Source organism: Telluria sp. Soil_C_11 (assembly GCF_057657395.1).
Map to the genome: position 1 here is coordinate 24,768 of NZ_JBDGIN010000025.1, position 16,582 is coordinate 41,349.

Here is a 16,582-nt window from a genome sequence, read left to right on the forward strand (position 1 = left end):
AGACATGCGCATCGACCCGTTTGCCAACTACTTATCTGCCGAGGACCGAACATGAACCAGCAATCCGCAACCGACGTGGCGATCCTGGGCGGCGGCTGTTTCTGGTGCCTGGAAGCGGTGTATCTCGAGGCGCGCGGCGTGACCCGCGTCGAATCCGGCTACATGGGCGGCACGGCCGCCAACCCGACGTATGAACAAGTATGCGCCGGCACCACTGGCCATGCGGAAGTCGTGCGCCTGGAGTTCGACCCGAACGTGATCTCCTACCGCGACATCCTCGAAATCTTCTTTACCATCCACGATCCGACGACCCTGAACCGCCAGGGCAACGACGTCGGCACCCAGTACCGCTCGGTCATCTTCTTCACCTCGCCCGAGCAGGAAGCGACCGCGCGCAAGGTGATGGCGGAGATGGCGGCGGTCTGGGACGCACCCATCGTCACCCAGGTGCTGCCGGCCGAGACCTGGCACAAGGCCGAGGACTACCACCAGAATTACTTCGCCCAGCACCCGCTGCAGGGCTACTGCGCCTTCGTGGTGGCGCCCAAGGTGGCGAAGTTCCGCAAGACCTTTGCCGAGCGCCTGAAGTAGGGGGACTGCGTGCCCACCCTGCGTTCAATGCCGGGTCGATAGCATGTCCGGGGCGCTGCCGTCATACATATAGCGCCGCGACCACGGAATCAGGGCCGGATCCTGGCCCGCCTTGCCGCACACGATCTGGTACAGACTGATCCAGTCGTGGGCGAAGGCATAGGCGCAGCCGGCCAGGTAGACGTGCCAGATGCGGAAGGTTTTCGGGTCGGCCAGCTGGCGGATGCGCTCGGCGTGGTTCTCGAAGTTCTCGGCCCAGATCGCGCAGGTCTGGGCGTAGTGGCGGCGCAGGTTTTCCACGTCGCGCACTTCGAGGCCGCCTTCCTGCATGGTGCGGATCACGGTCGACAGGTGGGCCAGTTCGCCGTGCGGGAACACGTAGCGGTCGATGAACTCGCCGCCGCCGTAGGGGCTGGCGCGCTGCTCGACGTCGGTGGTCGTGATGCCGTGGTTCATCACCACGCCGCCCGGCGCCAGCAGCTTGTTGATGCGGCCGAAGTACTCGGGCAGGTGCTGCACGCCGACGTGCTCGAACATGCCGACGCTGGTGATCCGGTCGAACTCGCCGGTGACGTCGCGGTAGTCCTGCAGGCGGATCTCGATCCGGTCCTGCAGCCCGGCCCGCGCCACGCGCTCGCGCGCCAGCTCGAACTGGTTCTGCGACAGCGTCACGCCGACGCAGCGCGCGCCGAACCGCTGCGCCGCGCGCAGCACCAGGGCGCCCCAGCCGCAGCCGATGTCGAGCAGGGTATGGCCCGGCTGCACGCCGATCTTGGTCAGGATGTGGTCGATCTTCTTGACCTGGGCCGTGGCGAGGTCTTCGTCGCCGCGTTCGAAATAGGCGCAGGAATACACCATCGCCGGGTCGAGGAATTCGCTGTAGAACGCGTTCGAGACGTCGTAGTGGTAGCGGATCGCCTGGGCGTCCTTTTCGCGCGTGTGCGGCGAGACCAGGCGCAGCGCGCTGGCGACCCGGCTGGTGCGCGCCGGCTTGCCGGTGGCTTCGGCCAGGGAGTTGCCGATCTGAATCATGTCCGCGGCCCGCCCCTCGATCTCGAGCGCGCCTTCGACATAGGCTTCGCCCAGGTTGCCAAGGGTCGGCGACAGCAGGTAGCGCAGGCTGCCGGGGCTCGGCACGCGGATCTTCACGCGCGGCTGTTCAGAGGACAAGTCGACCTGCTCGCCGTTCCATAATTCGACGCGCAGCGGCAGGTTGTACTTGTTGCGGATGCCTGAGGTCCAGGCGGATAACTTCATCTGGTCGAACACGCGATACCCTCCGACATGCGCCGGCCGGCAGCCGGCTCAGAGGCAGCAATGCCTCTTACGGTTGCAAACGTTGCCGCGCCCAGCTGCCATCTTCCTGCCGCGTATAGACGATACGGTCATGGAAGCGTGAACGCCGCCCCTGCCAGAACTCGATGCGTTCCGGCACCAGGCGAAAACCGCCCCAGTTTTGTGGTCGCTGTGGCGTTTCGCCAACCTGTCGCGCGACATCCTCGTAATTGTGTTCGAGGGCTGCGCGGCTTGCGATCGGCGCACTCTGGTGCGAGGCGATCGCCGACAGCCGGCTCTTCAGGGGTCGGCTGTTGAAGTATTTATCGCTTTCCTCGGCCGAGGTGCGCTCGACCCTGCCTTCGATCCGCACCTGCCGTTCAAGTTCACTCCAGAAGAATAGCAGAGCCGCAAACGGATTGTCGTTCAGTTGCTGTCCCTTCTGGCTGTCGTAGTTCGTGTACCAGGTGAAACCGCGGGCGTCGAACTGCTTGACCAGCACGATCCGCGAGCTCGGCCGGCCGCGCCCGTCCACCGTCGATACGCCCATCGCGTTCGGCTCGTTGACCTCGGCCTTCAGGGCTTCCTCGAACCAGCGCGTGAACTGCTGGATCGGGTCGTCGGCGACGTCGCTCTCGTCCAGGCTGGCCTGGCCGTAATCCTTGCGCAGGTCGGCCACGCGTTCGCCAACGGACACCGCGGCGGCCGATGCCGTGGTCGCCGGCGCCGCCACGCTGCCGCCAGGCATCGCCACATCCGGCGAGGTCGCGGGCACGATGCCGCGGCGGCGCTGCATGGCCTGGCCCAGCCGGGCCATCTGCTCCGGCCCGAACAGGCGCAGGGCCATCGGCGCCATCGTTCCTTCCTCGCGCTCCATATGCCCCAGGTAGCGCTCGCTGAAGCGTTGCACGGTGCTTGCCGACAATTGGGCGCCGGCGCCCGTTGCGATCATGGTCAGCTGCTCGTGCAGGTCTTGCCACATCGCATCCATATCCTTGTGGTCCTGCAGGATCACCGGCGCCAGCGCCTGCAGGGTGGCGGCATCTTCGCCCTGGGCTACCGCGCGCAGCATGGGGATCAGGTCCTGTTCCTCATCTTCATGGTGCAGGTGGGCGGCTTTCTCGAAATATTTCAGGACCGCGCTCGCGGCCTGGCGTGCCTGCTCGTCGGCGCCATGCCGGGGCAGGTGGGCCAGCAGTTTCTCCAGGGTCGCAAGCTGCTTGCGGATGCGCCCATGGCAATGCTTGAGCACGGCGACCGGCTGGTCGAAATCGGGGGCGGTATCGGGAAGAAGCTCTGTCATGGTGTATGTTGCGGACGCGTAATGAGAGTGAAAATTTGATTGACTGAAAGTTATTTTAGGGCAAGGCTCGTCATTCCGTCCGGTAGAATAGCCCAATCATGACGACTATTTTTACCTCTCTCCTTGCGCCGGCTGAAGGGAAGGTCGACGCATTCGTCGACGAAGTCGACTTCGGCCGCCGCTTCGGCGGCATTGCCCGCCTGTATGGCGAGCGTGCACTGGAACGCTTCCGCCAGGCGCACGTTTGCGTCATCGGCGTCGGCGGCGTCGGTTCGTGGATCGTCGAAGCCCTGGCCCGCAGCGCCATCGGCCGCCTGACCCTGATCGACCTCGATAACGTTGCCGAATCGAACATCAATCGCCAGATCCAGGCGCTGTCCTCGACCATCGGCATGCCCAAGATCGAGGCATTGAAACAGCGCATCGCCCTGATCAATCCGTATTGCGAAGTCGAACTGGTCGAGGATTTCATCGACCTGGACAACATCCCGCAGATGGTCGGCAGCGGCAAGTTCGACTACGTGGTCGATGCGATCGACAGCGTCAAGGCCAAGGCGGCCCTGATCGCGCACTGCCGCGACCATGCGATTCCGCTGGTCGTGATCGGCGGCGCCGGCGGCCAGCTCGATCCGACGAAGATCGAAGTGCGCGACCTCGCCCGCACCGAACAGGAACCGCTGCTGAAGAAGGTGCGCAAGATCCTGCGCGCCCAGTATGGCTTCGCGCGCGGCGAAAAGAACAAGTACCACATCGACGCCGTGTTCTCGATGGAACCGCTGCGCTATCCGGAGCTGGGGGACGCCTGCGAGATCGACGCGAACAGCATCACCGGCCTGAACTGTGCGGGCTTCGGTTCCAGCATGGTGGTGACCGCCACCTTCGGCATGGTCGCGGCCGGCCACATGCTGCGCAAGCTGGCCGAGGCCGCCAATGCCGCCGCCGCGCCGGCCGCCATCCCCGTGCGCGTGGCCGATCCGGCGCCCGCCGCCAACGATGCTGTGCAAGCCGGGGAGGCCGCGTTATCATAGGTTCAGTTTTAATGAACCATGAAAGAGGCCCAATGATTCGCCGCATCGCCTTCCTGACCCTGCTGCTGGCGGCCGCTGCCGCTGGCGCGCAGGATTCGACCCAGACCCAGGCCCAGACCACGGCCGCCAATCCCGACACTGCCCAGCAGGCGGCCGACACGCCGGCCCAGCCGGCCGTCCAGTCCACCGCACCGCAGATCCAGGTCATCGACACCGTCGTCGGCAAGGGCAAGGAAGCCACGATCGGCAGCACCGTCGTGGTCAACTACACCGGCTGGTTCTACAAGCCCATGGCGCCGAAGCAGCGCGGCCGCAAGTTCGACTCGTCGCTGAACCCCGGCCGCACGCCGCTCGATTTCCGCCTCGGCGCCGGCATGGTGATCAAGGGCTGGGAGCAGGGCGTGGCCGGCATGAAGGTGGGCGGCAAGCGCACCCTGATCATCCCGAGCGACCTGGCCTACGGCAAGCGTGGCTCGCCCGGCCCCGGCGGCATCCCGCCGGATTCGGACCTCATCTTCGACGTGGAACTGCTGGACGTTAAGTAAGTCAAACACAACCTGACGCGGAGGGAAGCATGCGCATCGCGAACGACGTTACTGAACTGATCGGCAATACCCCGTTGGTGCGCATCCGCCGCCTGGGTCGACACGACGGCGAGGGCGCCGGCGCGGACATCGTCGCCAAGCTCGAGTTCCACAACCCGGCCCACAGCGTCAAGGACCGGATCGGCCTGGCCATGATCGAGGCGGCCGAACAGGCCGGCAAGATCGGCCCCGGCACCGTCATCGTCGAACCCACCAGCGGCAACACAGGCATCGCGCTGGCCATGGTGTGCGCGGCGCGCGGCTACCGCTGCCGCCTGGTCATGCCCGAGACCATGAGCAACGAGCGCCGCATGCTGCTGCGTGCCTATGGCGCCGAGCTGGTGCTCACTCCGGGGCCGGAAGGCATGCTGGGCGCGATCCGCCGTGCCGAGGAGATCGTGGCCTCCGATCCGAACTGCTTCATGCCGCAGCAGTTCAACAATCCGGCCAACCCGGAAGTCCACCGCCGCACGACGGCCGAGGAAATCTGGCGCGACACCGACGGCAAGGCCGACATCCTGGTGGCCGGCGTCGGCACCGGCGGCACCATCACCGGCGTGGCCGAAGTGATCAAGGCGCGCAAGTCCGGCTTCCAGGCCATCGCCGTGGAGCCGGAAGCGTCGCCGATCCTGTCGAAGGGCACCAAGGGTCCGCACCCGATCCAGGGCATCGGCGCCGGCTTCATCCCCGAGGTATTGAATACGAAGGTCTACGACGAGGTCATCGCCGTCAGGAACGACGACGCCTTCGAGACCGCGCGCGCGGCCGCCCGCGAGGAGGGCCTGCTGGTCGGGATCTCGTCCGGCGCGGCGCTGTGGGCCGCGCTGCAGGTGGCGAAGCGGCCGGAGAATGCCGGCAAGCTGATCGTCACCATCATTCCTTCGTTTGGCGAGCGCTACCTGAGTACCGCTCTGTACGCCAACCTGGCCGGCTGATTTTCAAATCAATGCGCGTGCCCCGCATGGGCATGCGCGTGGCCGTGATCATGGTCGTGATCGTGATCGTGGTCATGGCCGTGCGCATCGTGCAGCGCGCAGCTGCTGTGGTTCGTCGTCCCTTGCTCCACCTGCAGCGTGCAATGGTGGATCGCGAAATCCTCGCGCAGGTGTTCGACGATGTGGTCGATGGCTTCGTCGCCCGGATACCCGCCCGGCATCACCAGGTGGGCGGTCAGCGCCGTCTCGGTGGTGCTCATCGCCCAGATGTGCACGTCGTGCACCTCGGTCACGCCGGTCTGCGATGCGAGGAAGGCCGTGACCTGGGTCGCGTCCACGCTGGCAGGCACGCCCGCCAGCACCATCTGCAGCGATTCCTTCATCAGCGACCAGGTGCCGGCCACGATGATCACCACGATCACCAGGCTGACCGCCGGGTCGAGCCAGGTCCAGCCGGTATACATCACGACCACGCCCGCCACCACCACGCCCAGCGACAGCGCGGCGTCGGCCGCCATGTGCAGGTAGGCGCCGCGCACGTTGATGTCGTCCTTGCTGCCGGACATGAACAGCCAGGCCGAGAAGCCATTCACCAGGACCCCGACCGCGGCCACGATCGACACCGTGGTGCCGGCCACCGGTTCCGGATGCGCGAAGCGGTGCACCGCTTCCCAGCCGATGGCGCCGCAGGCCACCATCAGCAGCAGGGCATTGAACAGCGCCGCCAGGATCGAGGAGCCGCGCAGGCCGTAGGTAAAGCGGCGCGTTGGCGCGCTCTTCGCCAGCAGCGCCGCGCCCCAGGCCAGCACCAGGCCCAGCACGTCGGACAGGTTGTGGCCGGCATCGGCCATCAGCGCGGTCGAATTCGCGATGAAGCCGTAGACGAATTCGATCGCGACGAAGGCCGCGTTGAGGACGATGGCCAGCACGAAGGCGCGGCCGGCGTCGCTTGGTGCCGGGTGGTGGTGTCCGTGGCCGTGGCCATGGTCGTGATGGTGGTGAAGGCTCATGCGTCCAGTCCTGTTGCAGATTCGGGTTCGGCGATGTGTTCGAACATGTTGGCGAGCAGCCCGCTGATGTGGGCGTCGGCGGCCGTGTAGAACACCTGCTTGCCCTGGCGCTCGGCCTTGACGATGCGGGCCGCGCGCAGCAGGCGCAGGTGGTGGCTGACCAGGGAACTCGACAGCTGCAGGTTGGCGGCGATGTCGCCCACCGCGATCGGCCGCGCCAGGCAGGCCAGCACGATCCGCAGCCGGGTCGGGTCGCCCAGCAGGTGGAACAGGTCGGCGAGTTCGTCGACCAGGTTGTCGATGTCGGGTTCGGTGCTCATGCTTAACATGTGAAGAACTGTTCACATGTTAAGCGAGAAGGGATGGATAGCGCAAGGCGCGGTGTTGCGTGATCAAGCAGCCAACAATGCAGTTTTCCCGCCGGATTATGCCGGTGCCTATCGAAAAAGCCTTCGCCAAATGGACGGTATCGGAGAGAGATAAGCCTCCGCCGGAATACCTATCAGTGCAGGTCCCGATAGGGTCGCTCCCTTTAGTGACCCGCCTTCATTCAAAGCACGGTTTACGGCGCCATGATGTCGGCGATTGCTGCTCTCGACAGGCCAAAGACGAAGGGCCCAGCACCACGATGTGGAATCGCCAAAAGCTCTACCATCGATCCAGCTCCTTTCGTAGAAATGCCCGGCCTCTCAGTCACGGCACCTGCCCATCCGCATCCCGCATCTCCGGCTGCCCCAGCCCCAGGTCTTTCAGCTGCGGCAGCACCTTCGCCTTGTCTCCCACCGCGATCACCTTCATCCGCTCCGGCACCAGGTACTTGTTCGCCGCCGCCTGCGCCTGGGCTGCCGTGACGCGCCGGAACTGGTCCGGCAAGGTGCGCCAGTAGTCGAGCGGGAGGTCGAACACCCAGGTCTCGGCCAGGCTGGCGCCGATCGCGCTGTTGGTCTCGAACTGGCCCGGCAGCGAATACACCTGCGAGTCGCGCGCGCCCGCCAGTTCGCCCGGCGGCAGCGGCTTCGCACGGATCGCCCGCACCTCCTTGAAAATCTCGGAGATGGAAGCGCCGGTGGCGTCGGTGCGCACGCTGCCGGCGATGACGAAGGGGCCGGGCGTGCGGTCGTAGCGGAAGTTTGAAAACACCCCGTAGCTGTAGCCCTTGTCTTCGCGCAGGTTGAGGTTGATGCGGCTCGAGAACAGGCCGCCCAGCGCCGCGTTCATTACCTGCAGGGCCGGATAGTCGGGCGTCTTGCGGTTGGTGGCCACCTGGGTCACGCGCAGCGCGGTCTGCGGGGCGCCCGGCTTGTCGACCATCACCAGGCGCGCGCGCGTGCCGTCCGGGTCGCCCGGCAGCGTGGGCGCGGGCACCGCGCGCGGCCAGCCGCCGAAGCGGCTGGTGGCCAGGGCGCGCAGCTCGTCCAGCGGGATGTCGCCCGAGACGATCAGGGCCGCGTTGGCGGGCACATAGTGGCGGCGCCAGAACTGGTACAGGTCGTCGCGGGTGACGGCGCGGATCGCCGGCTCGGTGCCGAGCTGGCCGTAGCCGTAGGGATGGCGTGCGCCGTACAGCGCGCCGGCACCGGCGACCGCCGCCACCAGGGCCGGGTCGTCGCGCTGCTGGGTCAGTTCGCCCAGGCGCGCCGCGCGCTGGCGCTCGACTTCGGCGGTGGGGAAGGCCGGATGCAGGACCACGTCGGCCAGCACGTCCAGCGCCTGCGCGAAGGTCGAGCGCAGCGACAGCAGCGAGACCGTGGACGCGTCCGTGCTGCTGCCGCTGCCCAGGAAAGCGCCCAGTTGCGCGACCTCGTCGGCGATGCGCGGCGCGCTGCGGGTGGCCGTCCCTTCCTGCAGCATCTGGGCGGTGAAGCCGGCCAGGCCGGGCTGGCTGTCCGGGTTGGCGTCGGAGCCGCTCTTCACCACCAGCTCGGCCGCCACCAGCGGCAGCGCCGGGTTGTAGTGGTGGATCACGCGCAGGCCGTTCGGCAGCTGGAAGCCTTCGCCCTGCGGCAGCGTGAACTTTGGCGCCGGTCCCGGCTTGGGCGGTTGGCGGCGCCAGGCTTCGTCGCGGTTGATGCCAGTTGCTGCCCTGGCGCCGGCTTTGACCGGCTGCGCAACCGGATCGGGACCCGGCTCCGGCTTGCCCGGCACGCCCGCCACCACCACCCGCGCATTCGGCTGCAGCCAGCTGCGCGCCACGCGCTGCACGTCGGCCGCGCCGACCCGGCGCAGGCGCGCGATGTCCTTCGGCAGGTAGCCCGGATCGCCGGTGTACTGGTTGTACTGGTTGACCTGGTTCGCCAGGCCGGCGCCGCCCAGCTTCTCGATCGAGGTCAGCATCGCCGTCTCGATCGTGTTGCGTGCGCGTTCGACTTCCTGCACGGACGGGCCGGTGTCGCGCAGCGCCTTCAGCTCGGCGTCGATGGCCGTTTCCAGTTCTGCGGCTTCATGGCCGGGGCGGGCGGTGACGTCGATCACGAAGGTCGAGGTGAGCGCGTTCGAGTTCTGCGCGGCCGACGCTTCCTGCGCGATCTGGCGTTCGTAGACCAGCGATTTGTACAGGCGCCCGGCCTTGCCGCCGGCCAGGATCTGGGCCGTGACGGCCAGTTCGGCGTCGCCCGGCTGGTAGGCGGGCGGGGTCAGCCAGGCCATGTACACGCGCGGCAGTTCGACCCGGTCGGCCACCGTCAGGCGGCGCTCGCGCGTGATCGGCGGCGTGGCCACGTTCGGTTTCGCCACCGGCGCGCTGCGCTTGAACGTGCCGAAGTACTTCGCCACCAGTGCGCGCGTCCTGGCCTTGTCGATGTCGCCGGCGATCACGATGCTGGCGTTGTTGGGGCCGTAGTAGCGAGTGAAGAAGTCGCGCACGTCGGCCAGCTTCGCGTTCTGGATGTCGGCATGCGAGCCGATGACCGAGGCGTAATACGGGTGGTTCTTCGGGAACAGCGCGTGGTTCAACGCTTCCTCGACGATGCCGTAGGGCCGGTTCTCGACGCTCTGGCGGCGCTCGTTGCGCACCACGTCCTGCTGGTTCGACAGCGCGGCCTGGTCGAGCACGTCGAGCAGGTAGCCCATGCGGTCGGCATGCACCCACAGCGCCAGCTCCAGCTGGTTCGAGGGCACGGTGTCGTAGTAATTGGTGCGGTCGTAGTCGGTGCTGCCGTTGCTGTCGGTGGCGCCGGCGCCTTCCAGCAGGCGGTCGGCCAGGCCGCGCGGCAGGTGCCGGGAACCGGCGAACATCATGTGCTCGAACAGGTGGGCGAAGCCGGTCAGGCCCGGCGCCTCGTTGGCCGGGCCGACGTGGTACCAGACGTTCACGGCGACGATCGGCAGGCGGTGGTCTTCGATCAGGATCAGTTCGAGGCCGTTGGGCAGCGTGGTTTTCTCGAAGGCGATCGTGGGCAGGGCGGTGGCGGGCGGCGCAGCCTGGGCCGCCGGCGTGGTTTGCGCCGAGCCGGGCGGGGCGCAAACGGCCAGCGCGAAGGCCAGGGAGGCCGGCAAGGTCGGGAAGCGGATGTTCATGAAGACCTCCGTGAATGGCTTTCAGTGGCAGGTGTCGCTGCCGCGGTCGGGAGCGGGCAGGCCCAGCGAAGTGAGCCTGGCGGATTCCAGGAATTCCCACTCGTAGCGGCCGTCCAGCAGGCGCAGGCGCAGCACGCCGGTGCGGCCGCTGTCGCGCATCTCGCTGTGGGAGGCCGTGAGCAGGAACGGTGTCGGATAGGCGCCGCCGGTGCCGACCACGAACTGGCGCATGCCGCGCGCGCGATCGAGGCGGCCGTCGGCATCCTGGGGCGCGAAGCGTTCGTAGTCGTGGTCATGGCCGGACAGCACCAGCTCGGCGCCGGCCTCCTGCAGCAGCTGCCACGCATCGCGCATCTTCGGGATGCTGCCATGTCCGCCCGAGCTGTACAGCGGATGGTGCCAGAACGCCAGCGTGCAGCGCGCCGGATGGCTGGCCAGGTCGGCGCGCAGCCATGCGATCTGGGCGGCGTGCTCGATCGGCGCCAGGTTGCTGTCGAGGGAGACGATGTGCCAGCCGTCCAGGTCCAGGCTGTAGTAGCCGCGCCCGGCGCGCTCGCCGAAGTAGGCGAAGTAGGGCGCGGCCTTCGGTGTGGTGTACTCGTGGTTGCCGGGCGCGGGCCAGGTGCGGTCCTTGAAGGCGCCCCAGGTCGGGCCGTAGCAGTCGGCGAATTCCTGCGCCCTGCCGCGCGGATAGGTATGGTCGCCCAGGGTCAGCACGATGGCTTGCGGGTCGGCGGCGAGGCCGGCGGCGACGGTGCGGGCGGTGTCGGCCGCGCCCGAATACGCGGCGTCGCGGTAGGCGCAGCGGGCGATGTCGCCGGCCGCATAGACGGTGACGGCGGCCGCGGTGGTGGAAGAGGCGGATGCGGATGCGGATGCGGCGGCGGCCAGCAGCAGGCCGCCGGCCGCCAGGCCTGCGCGTGTCGCGAAAGCCGGCACCTCCTTACTCGAGGAAGCGCAGCAGTCCGGCCAGTGCGTGCGCCACGGTCTGTTCGCGCACCGACTTGCGGTCGCCCGAAAACACCAGCCGCTCGGTATAGGTCGTGCCGCCCTTCGACCAGCCGAAGCAGACGGTGCCGACCGGCTTGCCCGGCACGGCGCCGGTCGGGCCGGCGATGCCGGTGGTGGATACCGCCACGTCGGCATTGCTGTTGGCGACCGCGCCCTCGGCCATCGCGCCGGCCACTTCCACGCTGACGGACCCGAACTGGGCGATCAGCGCGGCCGGCACGTCGAGCATCTCGGTCTTGGACGCGTTCGAATAGGTGACGAAGCCGCATTCGAACCAGCCGGTCGAGCCGGGGATTTCGGTGATGGCCTGGGACACGCCGCCGCCGGTGCAGGACTCGGCGGTGGCCAGCAGCAGGCTTTTCGATTCGAGCAGTTTGCCGACCTTGGCCGCAAGTTCAAGAATAGTGTTCTCCATGTGCTCCTCTCCCTCTGGTTTTTACTGCGCCGGACCATTCTAGCGCGCCTCGGTCCGGTGCGCGCTAAAAACGTTAACTAAAAACCATGCAGCAGGGGACAGTGTAAATATCCGAATGTCGTTCCGTGCGACATCGTCCCGAGGGCTGCTGCTATCCTGCACGCCTGCCGGGCTGGTCCCGGTAGTGTTCCCTTCTTGATGTAGGACTGACATGCCGCTCGAACGTTTCGCGCAACGCCACATGAGGCCGGCGCGCCCGAAGTCGCCGGCGCGGCGCGGGACGGAGGCGGCATGATCGGCCAGCGCTCGATCCGCACCAAGCTGGTCACGATCATGATGTCGACCACGCTGGCGGCGCTGGCGGTATCGGTCGGCACGGTGGTCGCCTACGACCTGCGCGGTTACCAGCGCGCCCTGCTGAACGATCTCTCGACCCAGGCCGAACTGGTCGGCCACATGACCTCGGCCGCGCTGTCCTTCGACGACCCGCGCCTGGCGCGCGAGAACCTGGCCATGCTGCGCTCGCGTCCCACGGTGCGCGCGGCCGCCATCTACGACCAGGGCGGCGCCCTGTTCGCGTCCTACCTGGCGCCGGGCGAGAACGCTTTCTTCCCGCCGCATCCGGGCAAGGTCGGGCACCGCAAGGAAGGGGATGAACTCGTCCTGTACAAGCCGATCGTCGAGAACGGCGACATGCTGGGCACGGTCTACCTGCGCTCGTCCAACCTGCTGATGTCGCGGGTGCGCGACTACCTGCTGATCTGCGTCGGCACCACCCTGCTGGCGCTGCTGGTCGCCTGGCTGCTGGTGCGCCGCCTGGGCCACACGATCACGACCCCGATCGACGCCATCACCACCATCGCGCGCGAGGTGGTGGAGAAGCGCGATTATTCGCGCCGCGCGCCGCGCATCAGCGAGGACGAGGCGGCCGCGCTGGTCGATTCCTTCAATGCGATGCTGACCGAGATCGAGCAGCGCACCCTGGCCGTCGAAGGCTCGAAGCAGGAAGTGATGCGCCTGAACGAGCGGCTCGAACAGCGCGTGCAGGAGCGCACCATGCAGCTGAAGCTGGCCAACGCCGAACTGGAGCTGGCGATCGAGGAGGCGCGCAACGCCAACCAGGCCAAGTCGGCGTTTCTCTCGTCGATGAGCCACGAGCTGCGCACGCCGCTCAACGCCATCCTCGGCTTCGCCCAGATCCTGGCCGGCGACCTGCCCGCCACGCCGGAGCAGAAGAAGGAATTCGCCGGCCACATCCTGAAATCGGGGCGCCACCTGCTGACGCTCATCAACGAGATCCTCGACCTGGCCAAGGTCGAGGCGGGCGCGCTGACGCTGTCGATGGAGCCGGTGGGCCTGGCCGAGGTGCTGGCCGAGTGCCGCACCATGATCGGGCCGCTGGCGGCGGCGCGCGGCATCCGCGTCGAATTCCCCGAACATGCCGCGGCGCTGGTGCAGGCCGACCGCACGCGCCTGAAGCAGGTGCTGCTGAACCTGCTGTCGAACGCGATCAAGTACAACCGCGAGGGCGGGACGGTGACGCTGGAGTGCGAGGCCTGCGGGCCGGACCGGCTGCGCCTGTCGGTGCGCGACACCGGCATGGGGCTGCGCCCGGAGCAGGTGGCCGCGCTGTTCCAGCCCTTCAACCGCCTCGGCCAGGAGAACGGCGTGCAGGAGGGCACCGGCATCGGCCTGGTCTTCACCAAGCGCCTGGTCGAGCTGATGAAGGGCGAGATCGGCGTGACCAGCAGCCCCGGCGCCGGCTCGACGTTCTGGATCGAGCTGGCGGCCGCGGGAAGCGTCAACGGCGGGCTGGCGCCGCCGGGCAGCCCGGCGCAGGCGGATCCGGGCCAGGCCGCCGCCGCCCCGCCCGACGCCGGGCCGCGCCTGGTCCTGTACATCGAGGACAATCCGGCCAACCTGCGGCTGGTGCAGGAAATCATCCGCTTTCGCGCCGACCTGCGCCTGCTGTCGGCGCCGGACGGCCATGCCGGGCTGGCGCTGGCGCACACCCACCGCCCGGCGATCGTCCTGATGGACCTGAACCTGCCCGGCATGGGCGGCTTCGAGGTGCTGGCGCAGTTGCGGCGCGACCCGGAGACCGCGCACATCCCGGTCATCGCCCTGACCGCCAACGCCATGCCGCGCGACATCGAGCGCGGCCTGTCGGCCGGCTTCGCGCGCTACCTGACGAAGCCGATCGACATCGAACAATTCAATGAGGCCATAGACGGCGTGCTGACCCAGCGCGCCGGAGAAGAAAGGACTGCCCCATGAGGTTAGCTCAATGATTTCGCCCGCGGATATCCGGCGCGCGCGCATCCTGATCGTCGACGACGAACCGGTGAACGTGCAGCTGCTCGAATTCCTGCTCAGTACCAGCGGCTACGAGCAGGTGTCCAGCACCACCGACCCGCGCCAGGTGGCGACGCTGCACCTGCAGCACAGCTTCGACCTGATCATCCTCGACCTGCAGATGCCGCACATGGACGGCTTCCAGGTGATGGAGGCGCTCAAGCCGATGGAGCGCGAGTCCTGGCTGCCGGTGCTGGTGGTGACGGCCGAACCGGACAAGAAGCTGGCCGCGCTCGAGGCCGGGGCGCGCGACTTCATCGGCAAGCCCTTCGACACGGTCGAGGTGCTGACCCGCATCCGCAACCTGCTCGAGGTGCGGCTGTTCCACAAGGAGTCGATCGAGCACGGCGCGCGCATGGAGCGCAAGGTGCGGGAGCGCACCGCCGAACTGCAGCGCTTCCGCGGCGCGATGGACGCCACCACCGACGCCATCTTCCTGGTCGACGCGCGCAACATGGCGATGCTCGACGTGAGCGACGGCGCCTGCCGCATGCTGGGCTTTTCGCGCGAGGCGCTGCTGCGCATCGACCCGGTGGCGCTGGGCCTGGCCGAGCGCGCCCAGCTCGAACGCTACACCGACGACGACGCCACGCCGCGCGAGCACGACATCGTCGAGACCGAACTGCTGCGCGCCGACGGGCAGGGCGCGGTGCCGGTCGAGATCAGCTGGCAGCTGCAGCAGCTCGACCAGATGCGCATGCTGATCGCGGTGGCGCGCGACATCAGCGAGCGCCTGCATGCGGCCCAGCGCCTGAAGCACATGTCGAACTACGACAGCCTGACCGGCCTGCCGAACCGCACCCTGTTCTTCCAGACCCTGCGCGACGCCATCGAGCTGGCCCAGGACAAGAACTGGCGCATCGCGGTGCTGTTCATCACCCTCGACCGCTTCAAGGTTATCAACGACTCGCTCGGCCCGGCGCTGGGCGACGAACTGCTGCGCCAGTTCAGCACGCGCCTGGTGCGCTGCGTGCGCCTGCGCGACACCATCGGGCGCCTGGGCGGCGACGAGTTCGCGCTGATCCTCACCACCAGCCCCGAGCAGAAGGAAGAGGAGGCGGCCAGCGTCGCCAACGAAGTGCGCGAAGCGCTGCGCGCGCCGTTCGACCTGCACGGCCAACAGGCGGCGCTGACGGCCAGCATCGGCATCGCCATGTATCCGGACGACGCCCGCGATCCCGGCACCCTGGTCAAGTACGCCGACGTGGCGATGGTGCGCGCCCGCGAGGCCGGACGCGACGGCTACCGCTTCTTCACGGCCGGCATGAACGTGCAGGTGCTGGCGCGGCTGGACCTCGAACTGGCGCTGCGCAGCGCCATCGACGGCGAGCAGTTCGAACTGCATTACCAGCCCAAGCTCGACCTGAATACCGGAAGGGTCAGCGGCGTCGAGGCCCTGCTGCGCTGGCGCCGCCCCGGCTTCGGCCTGGTCTACCCGGCCGAGTTCGTGCCGGTCATGGAAGACACCGGGATGGTGGTGCGGGTCGGCGCCTGGATCGTCGACGAGACCTGTCGCCAGATCGCCGCCTGGAACAGGCAGGGCGTGCGCGACGTGCGGGTGGCGGTGAACGTCTCCAACCGCCAGTTCGTCGAGGGCGACATCGAGGGCGATATCCGCGCCGCGCTGCAGAAGCACAAGGTCGACCCCGGCCTGCTGGAACTGGAGCTGACCGAGAGCGCGCTGATGTCGAATTTCGAGCACACGGTCCAGGTGCTGGAGCGCCTCAAGGCCATGGGCATCCGCATCGCGATCGACGACTTCGGCACCGGGTATTCGAGCCTGGCCTACCTGAAGCGCTTCCCGATCGACAAGCTGAAGATCGACATCGCCTTCGTGCGCGACATCACGACCAATCCGGACGACGCCGCGATCGCGCTGGCCATCATCAGCATGGCGCACAGCCTGCACATGCAGGTGATCGCCGAAGGGGTGGAGTCGCGCGCCCAGATGGCCCTGCTGCGCCGCCATTTCTGCGACGAGATCCAGGGCTTCCATTTTTCGCGGGCCCTGCCGCCCGAGGAGCTGGGCAAGCTGGTGCTGGAAAACCGCGCCCAGCCCAGCCGGCCGGCGGCGGACGACCGCAATGTCCAGACCCTGCTGGTGGTGGACGACGACGTCAACGTGCTGGCAAGCCTGCACCGCCTGTTCCGGCGCGACAGCTACCGGGTGCTGACGGCGGCCACGCCGGCCGAAGGCTTCGAGCTGCTGGCGCTGTACCGGGTGCAGGTGATCCTGTGCGACCAGCGCATGCCGGCGATGAGCGGCACCGAATTCCTGAGCAAGGTGAAGGAGATGTACCCGGACACCATCCGCATCATCCTGTCCGGCTACACCGGCGTGGAGGCGGTGCTCGATTCGATCAACCGCGGCGCCATCTACCGCTTCTACACCAAGCCATGGGACGACAACGAACTGCGCGACAACGTGCGACTGGCATTCCGCCAGTACTGGCTGACGCACGGGCCGTACGACGACCGCAAGACCCCGCGTGATGAGCGGGTGGCTTGACGAAACCGCATGCGTGGGCTCGGGGAGCCCACCCTACGTAATACATCCCC

General features: G+C 67.7%; 13 protein-coding genes. 6 read left to right on the forward strand and 7 right to left on the reverse strand.

Features of this window, described 5'->3' with window-relative positions; translation table 11 throughout:
- The first annotated feature begins 51 nt into the window (after positions 1-51).
- On the forward strand, positions 52-591 hold the full coding sequence (gene msrA / locus AC3A6M_RS23670) for a peptide-methionine (S)-S-oxide reductase MsrA (RefSeq protein ID WP_487855170.1): 540 nt from the start codon (positions 52-54) through the stop codon (positions 589-591).
- Between the two features lie 24 nt (positions 592-615).
- Here the strand turns inward: msrA and AC3A6M_RS23675 are convergent, their stop codons facing one another.
- Both AC3A6M_RS23675 and pdxH read right to left on the reverse strand, forming a co-directional pair.
- Positions 616-1,860, reverse strand: a complete 1,245-nt coding sequence (locus AC3A6M_RS23675; protein ID WP_487855171.1) for a class I SAM-dependent methyltransferase — start codon at positions 1,858-1,860, stop codon at positions 616-618.
- 55 nt (positions 1,861-1,915) lie between these two features.
- Positions 1,916-3,169: a pyridoxamine 5'-phosphate oxidase gene (gene pdxH / locus AC3A6M_RS23680; RefSeq protein ID WP_487855172.1), complete on the reverse strand. Its 1,254-nt coding sequence runs from the start codon at positions 3,167-3,169 to the stop codon at positions 1,916-1,918.
- Positions 3,170-3,267: 98 nt separating this feature from the next.
- On the opposite strand from pdxH, the gene tcdA reads away from it, so the two are divergent.
- Genes tcdA through cysK form a run of 3 tightly spaced genes read left to right on the forward strand, consistent with a single transcriptional unit; the run spans position 3,268 to position 5,716 of the window.
- Entirely contained in the window at positions 3,268-4,197 is a 930-nt protein-coding gene (gene tcdA, locus AC3A6M_RS23685) for a tRNA cyclic N6-threonylcarbamoyladenosine(37) synthase TcdA (protein ID WP_487855173.1), read from the forward strand.
- A 32-nt stretch (positions 4,198-4,229) separates the two neighbouring features.
- Positions 4,230-4,742, forward strand: a complete 513-nt coding sequence (locus tag AC3A6M_RS23690) for an FKBP-type peptidyl-prolyl cis-trans isomerase (protein ID WP_487855174.1) — start codon at positions 4,230-4,232, stop codon at positions 4,740-4,742.
- A gap of 29 nt (positions 4,743-4,771) precedes the next feature.
- On the forward strand, positions 4,772-5,716 hold the full coding sequence (cysK, locus tag AC3A6M_RS23695) for a cysteine synthase A (protein WP_487855175.1): 945 nt from the start codon (positions 4,772-4,774) through the stop codon (positions 5,714-5,716).
- 8 nt (positions 5,717-5,724) lie between these two features.
- Here cysK and AC3A6M_RS23700 read toward each other — a convergent pair whose 3' ends face one another.
- From AC3A6M_RS23700 to AC3A6M_RS23720, 5 genes are all read right to left on the reverse strand, one after another.
- Complete coding sequence (locus AC3A6M_RS23700; protein WP_487855176.1) at positions 5,725-6,726, reverse strand: cation diffusion facilitator family transporter; 1,002 nt, start codon at positions 6,724-6,726, stop codon at positions 5,725-5,727.
- Complete coding sequence (locus tag AC3A6M_RS23705; RefSeq protein WP_487855177.1) at positions 6,723-7,046, reverse strand: ArsR/SmtB family transcription factor; 324 nt, start codon at positions 7,044-7,046, stop codon at positions 6,723-6,725. Before AC3A6M_RS23705 ends, AC3A6M_RS23700 begins: the two co-directional genes overlap by 4 nt.
- 373 nt (positions 7,047-7,419) lie before the next feature.
- Entirely contained in the window at positions 7,420-10,242 is a 2,823-nt protein-coding gene (locus tag AC3A6M_RS23710) for a M16 family metallopeptidase (RefSeq protein WP_487855178.1), read from the reverse strand.
- A 21-nt stretch (positions 10,243-10,263) separates the two neighbouring features.
- Complete coding sequence (locus AC3A6M_RS23715) at positions 10,264-11,181, reverse strand: metallophosphoesterase family protein (protein WP_487855179.1); 918 nt, start codon at positions 11,179-11,181, stop codon at positions 10,264-10,266.
- A gap of 4 nt (positions 11,182-11,185) precedes the next feature.
- A complete protein-coding gene (locus AC3A6M_RS23720; RefSeq protein ID WP_487855180.1) occupies positions 11,186-11,668 on the reverse strand; it encodes a CinA family protein in 483 nt (160 codons plus the stop codon).
- Between the two features lie 291 nt (positions 11,669-11,959).
- Between AC3A6M_RS23720 and AC3A6M_RS23725 the strand changes: the two genes are divergently transcribed.
- Complete coding sequence (locus AC3A6M_RS23725) at positions 11,960-13,945, forward strand: sensor histidine kinase, YfiR-like protein-associated (protein ID WP_487855181.1); 1,986 nt, start codon at positions 11,960-11,962, stop codon at positions 13,943-13,945.
- A gap of 10 nt (positions 13,946-13,955) precedes the next feature.
- Positions 13,956-16,532: an EAL domain-containing protein gene (locus AC3A6M_RS23730; RefSeq protein WP_487855182.1), complete on the forward strand. Its 2,577-nt coding sequence runs from the start codon at positions 13,956-13,958 to the stop codon at positions 16,530-16,532.
- The last annotated feature ends 50 nt before the right edge of the window (positions 16,533-16,582 follow it).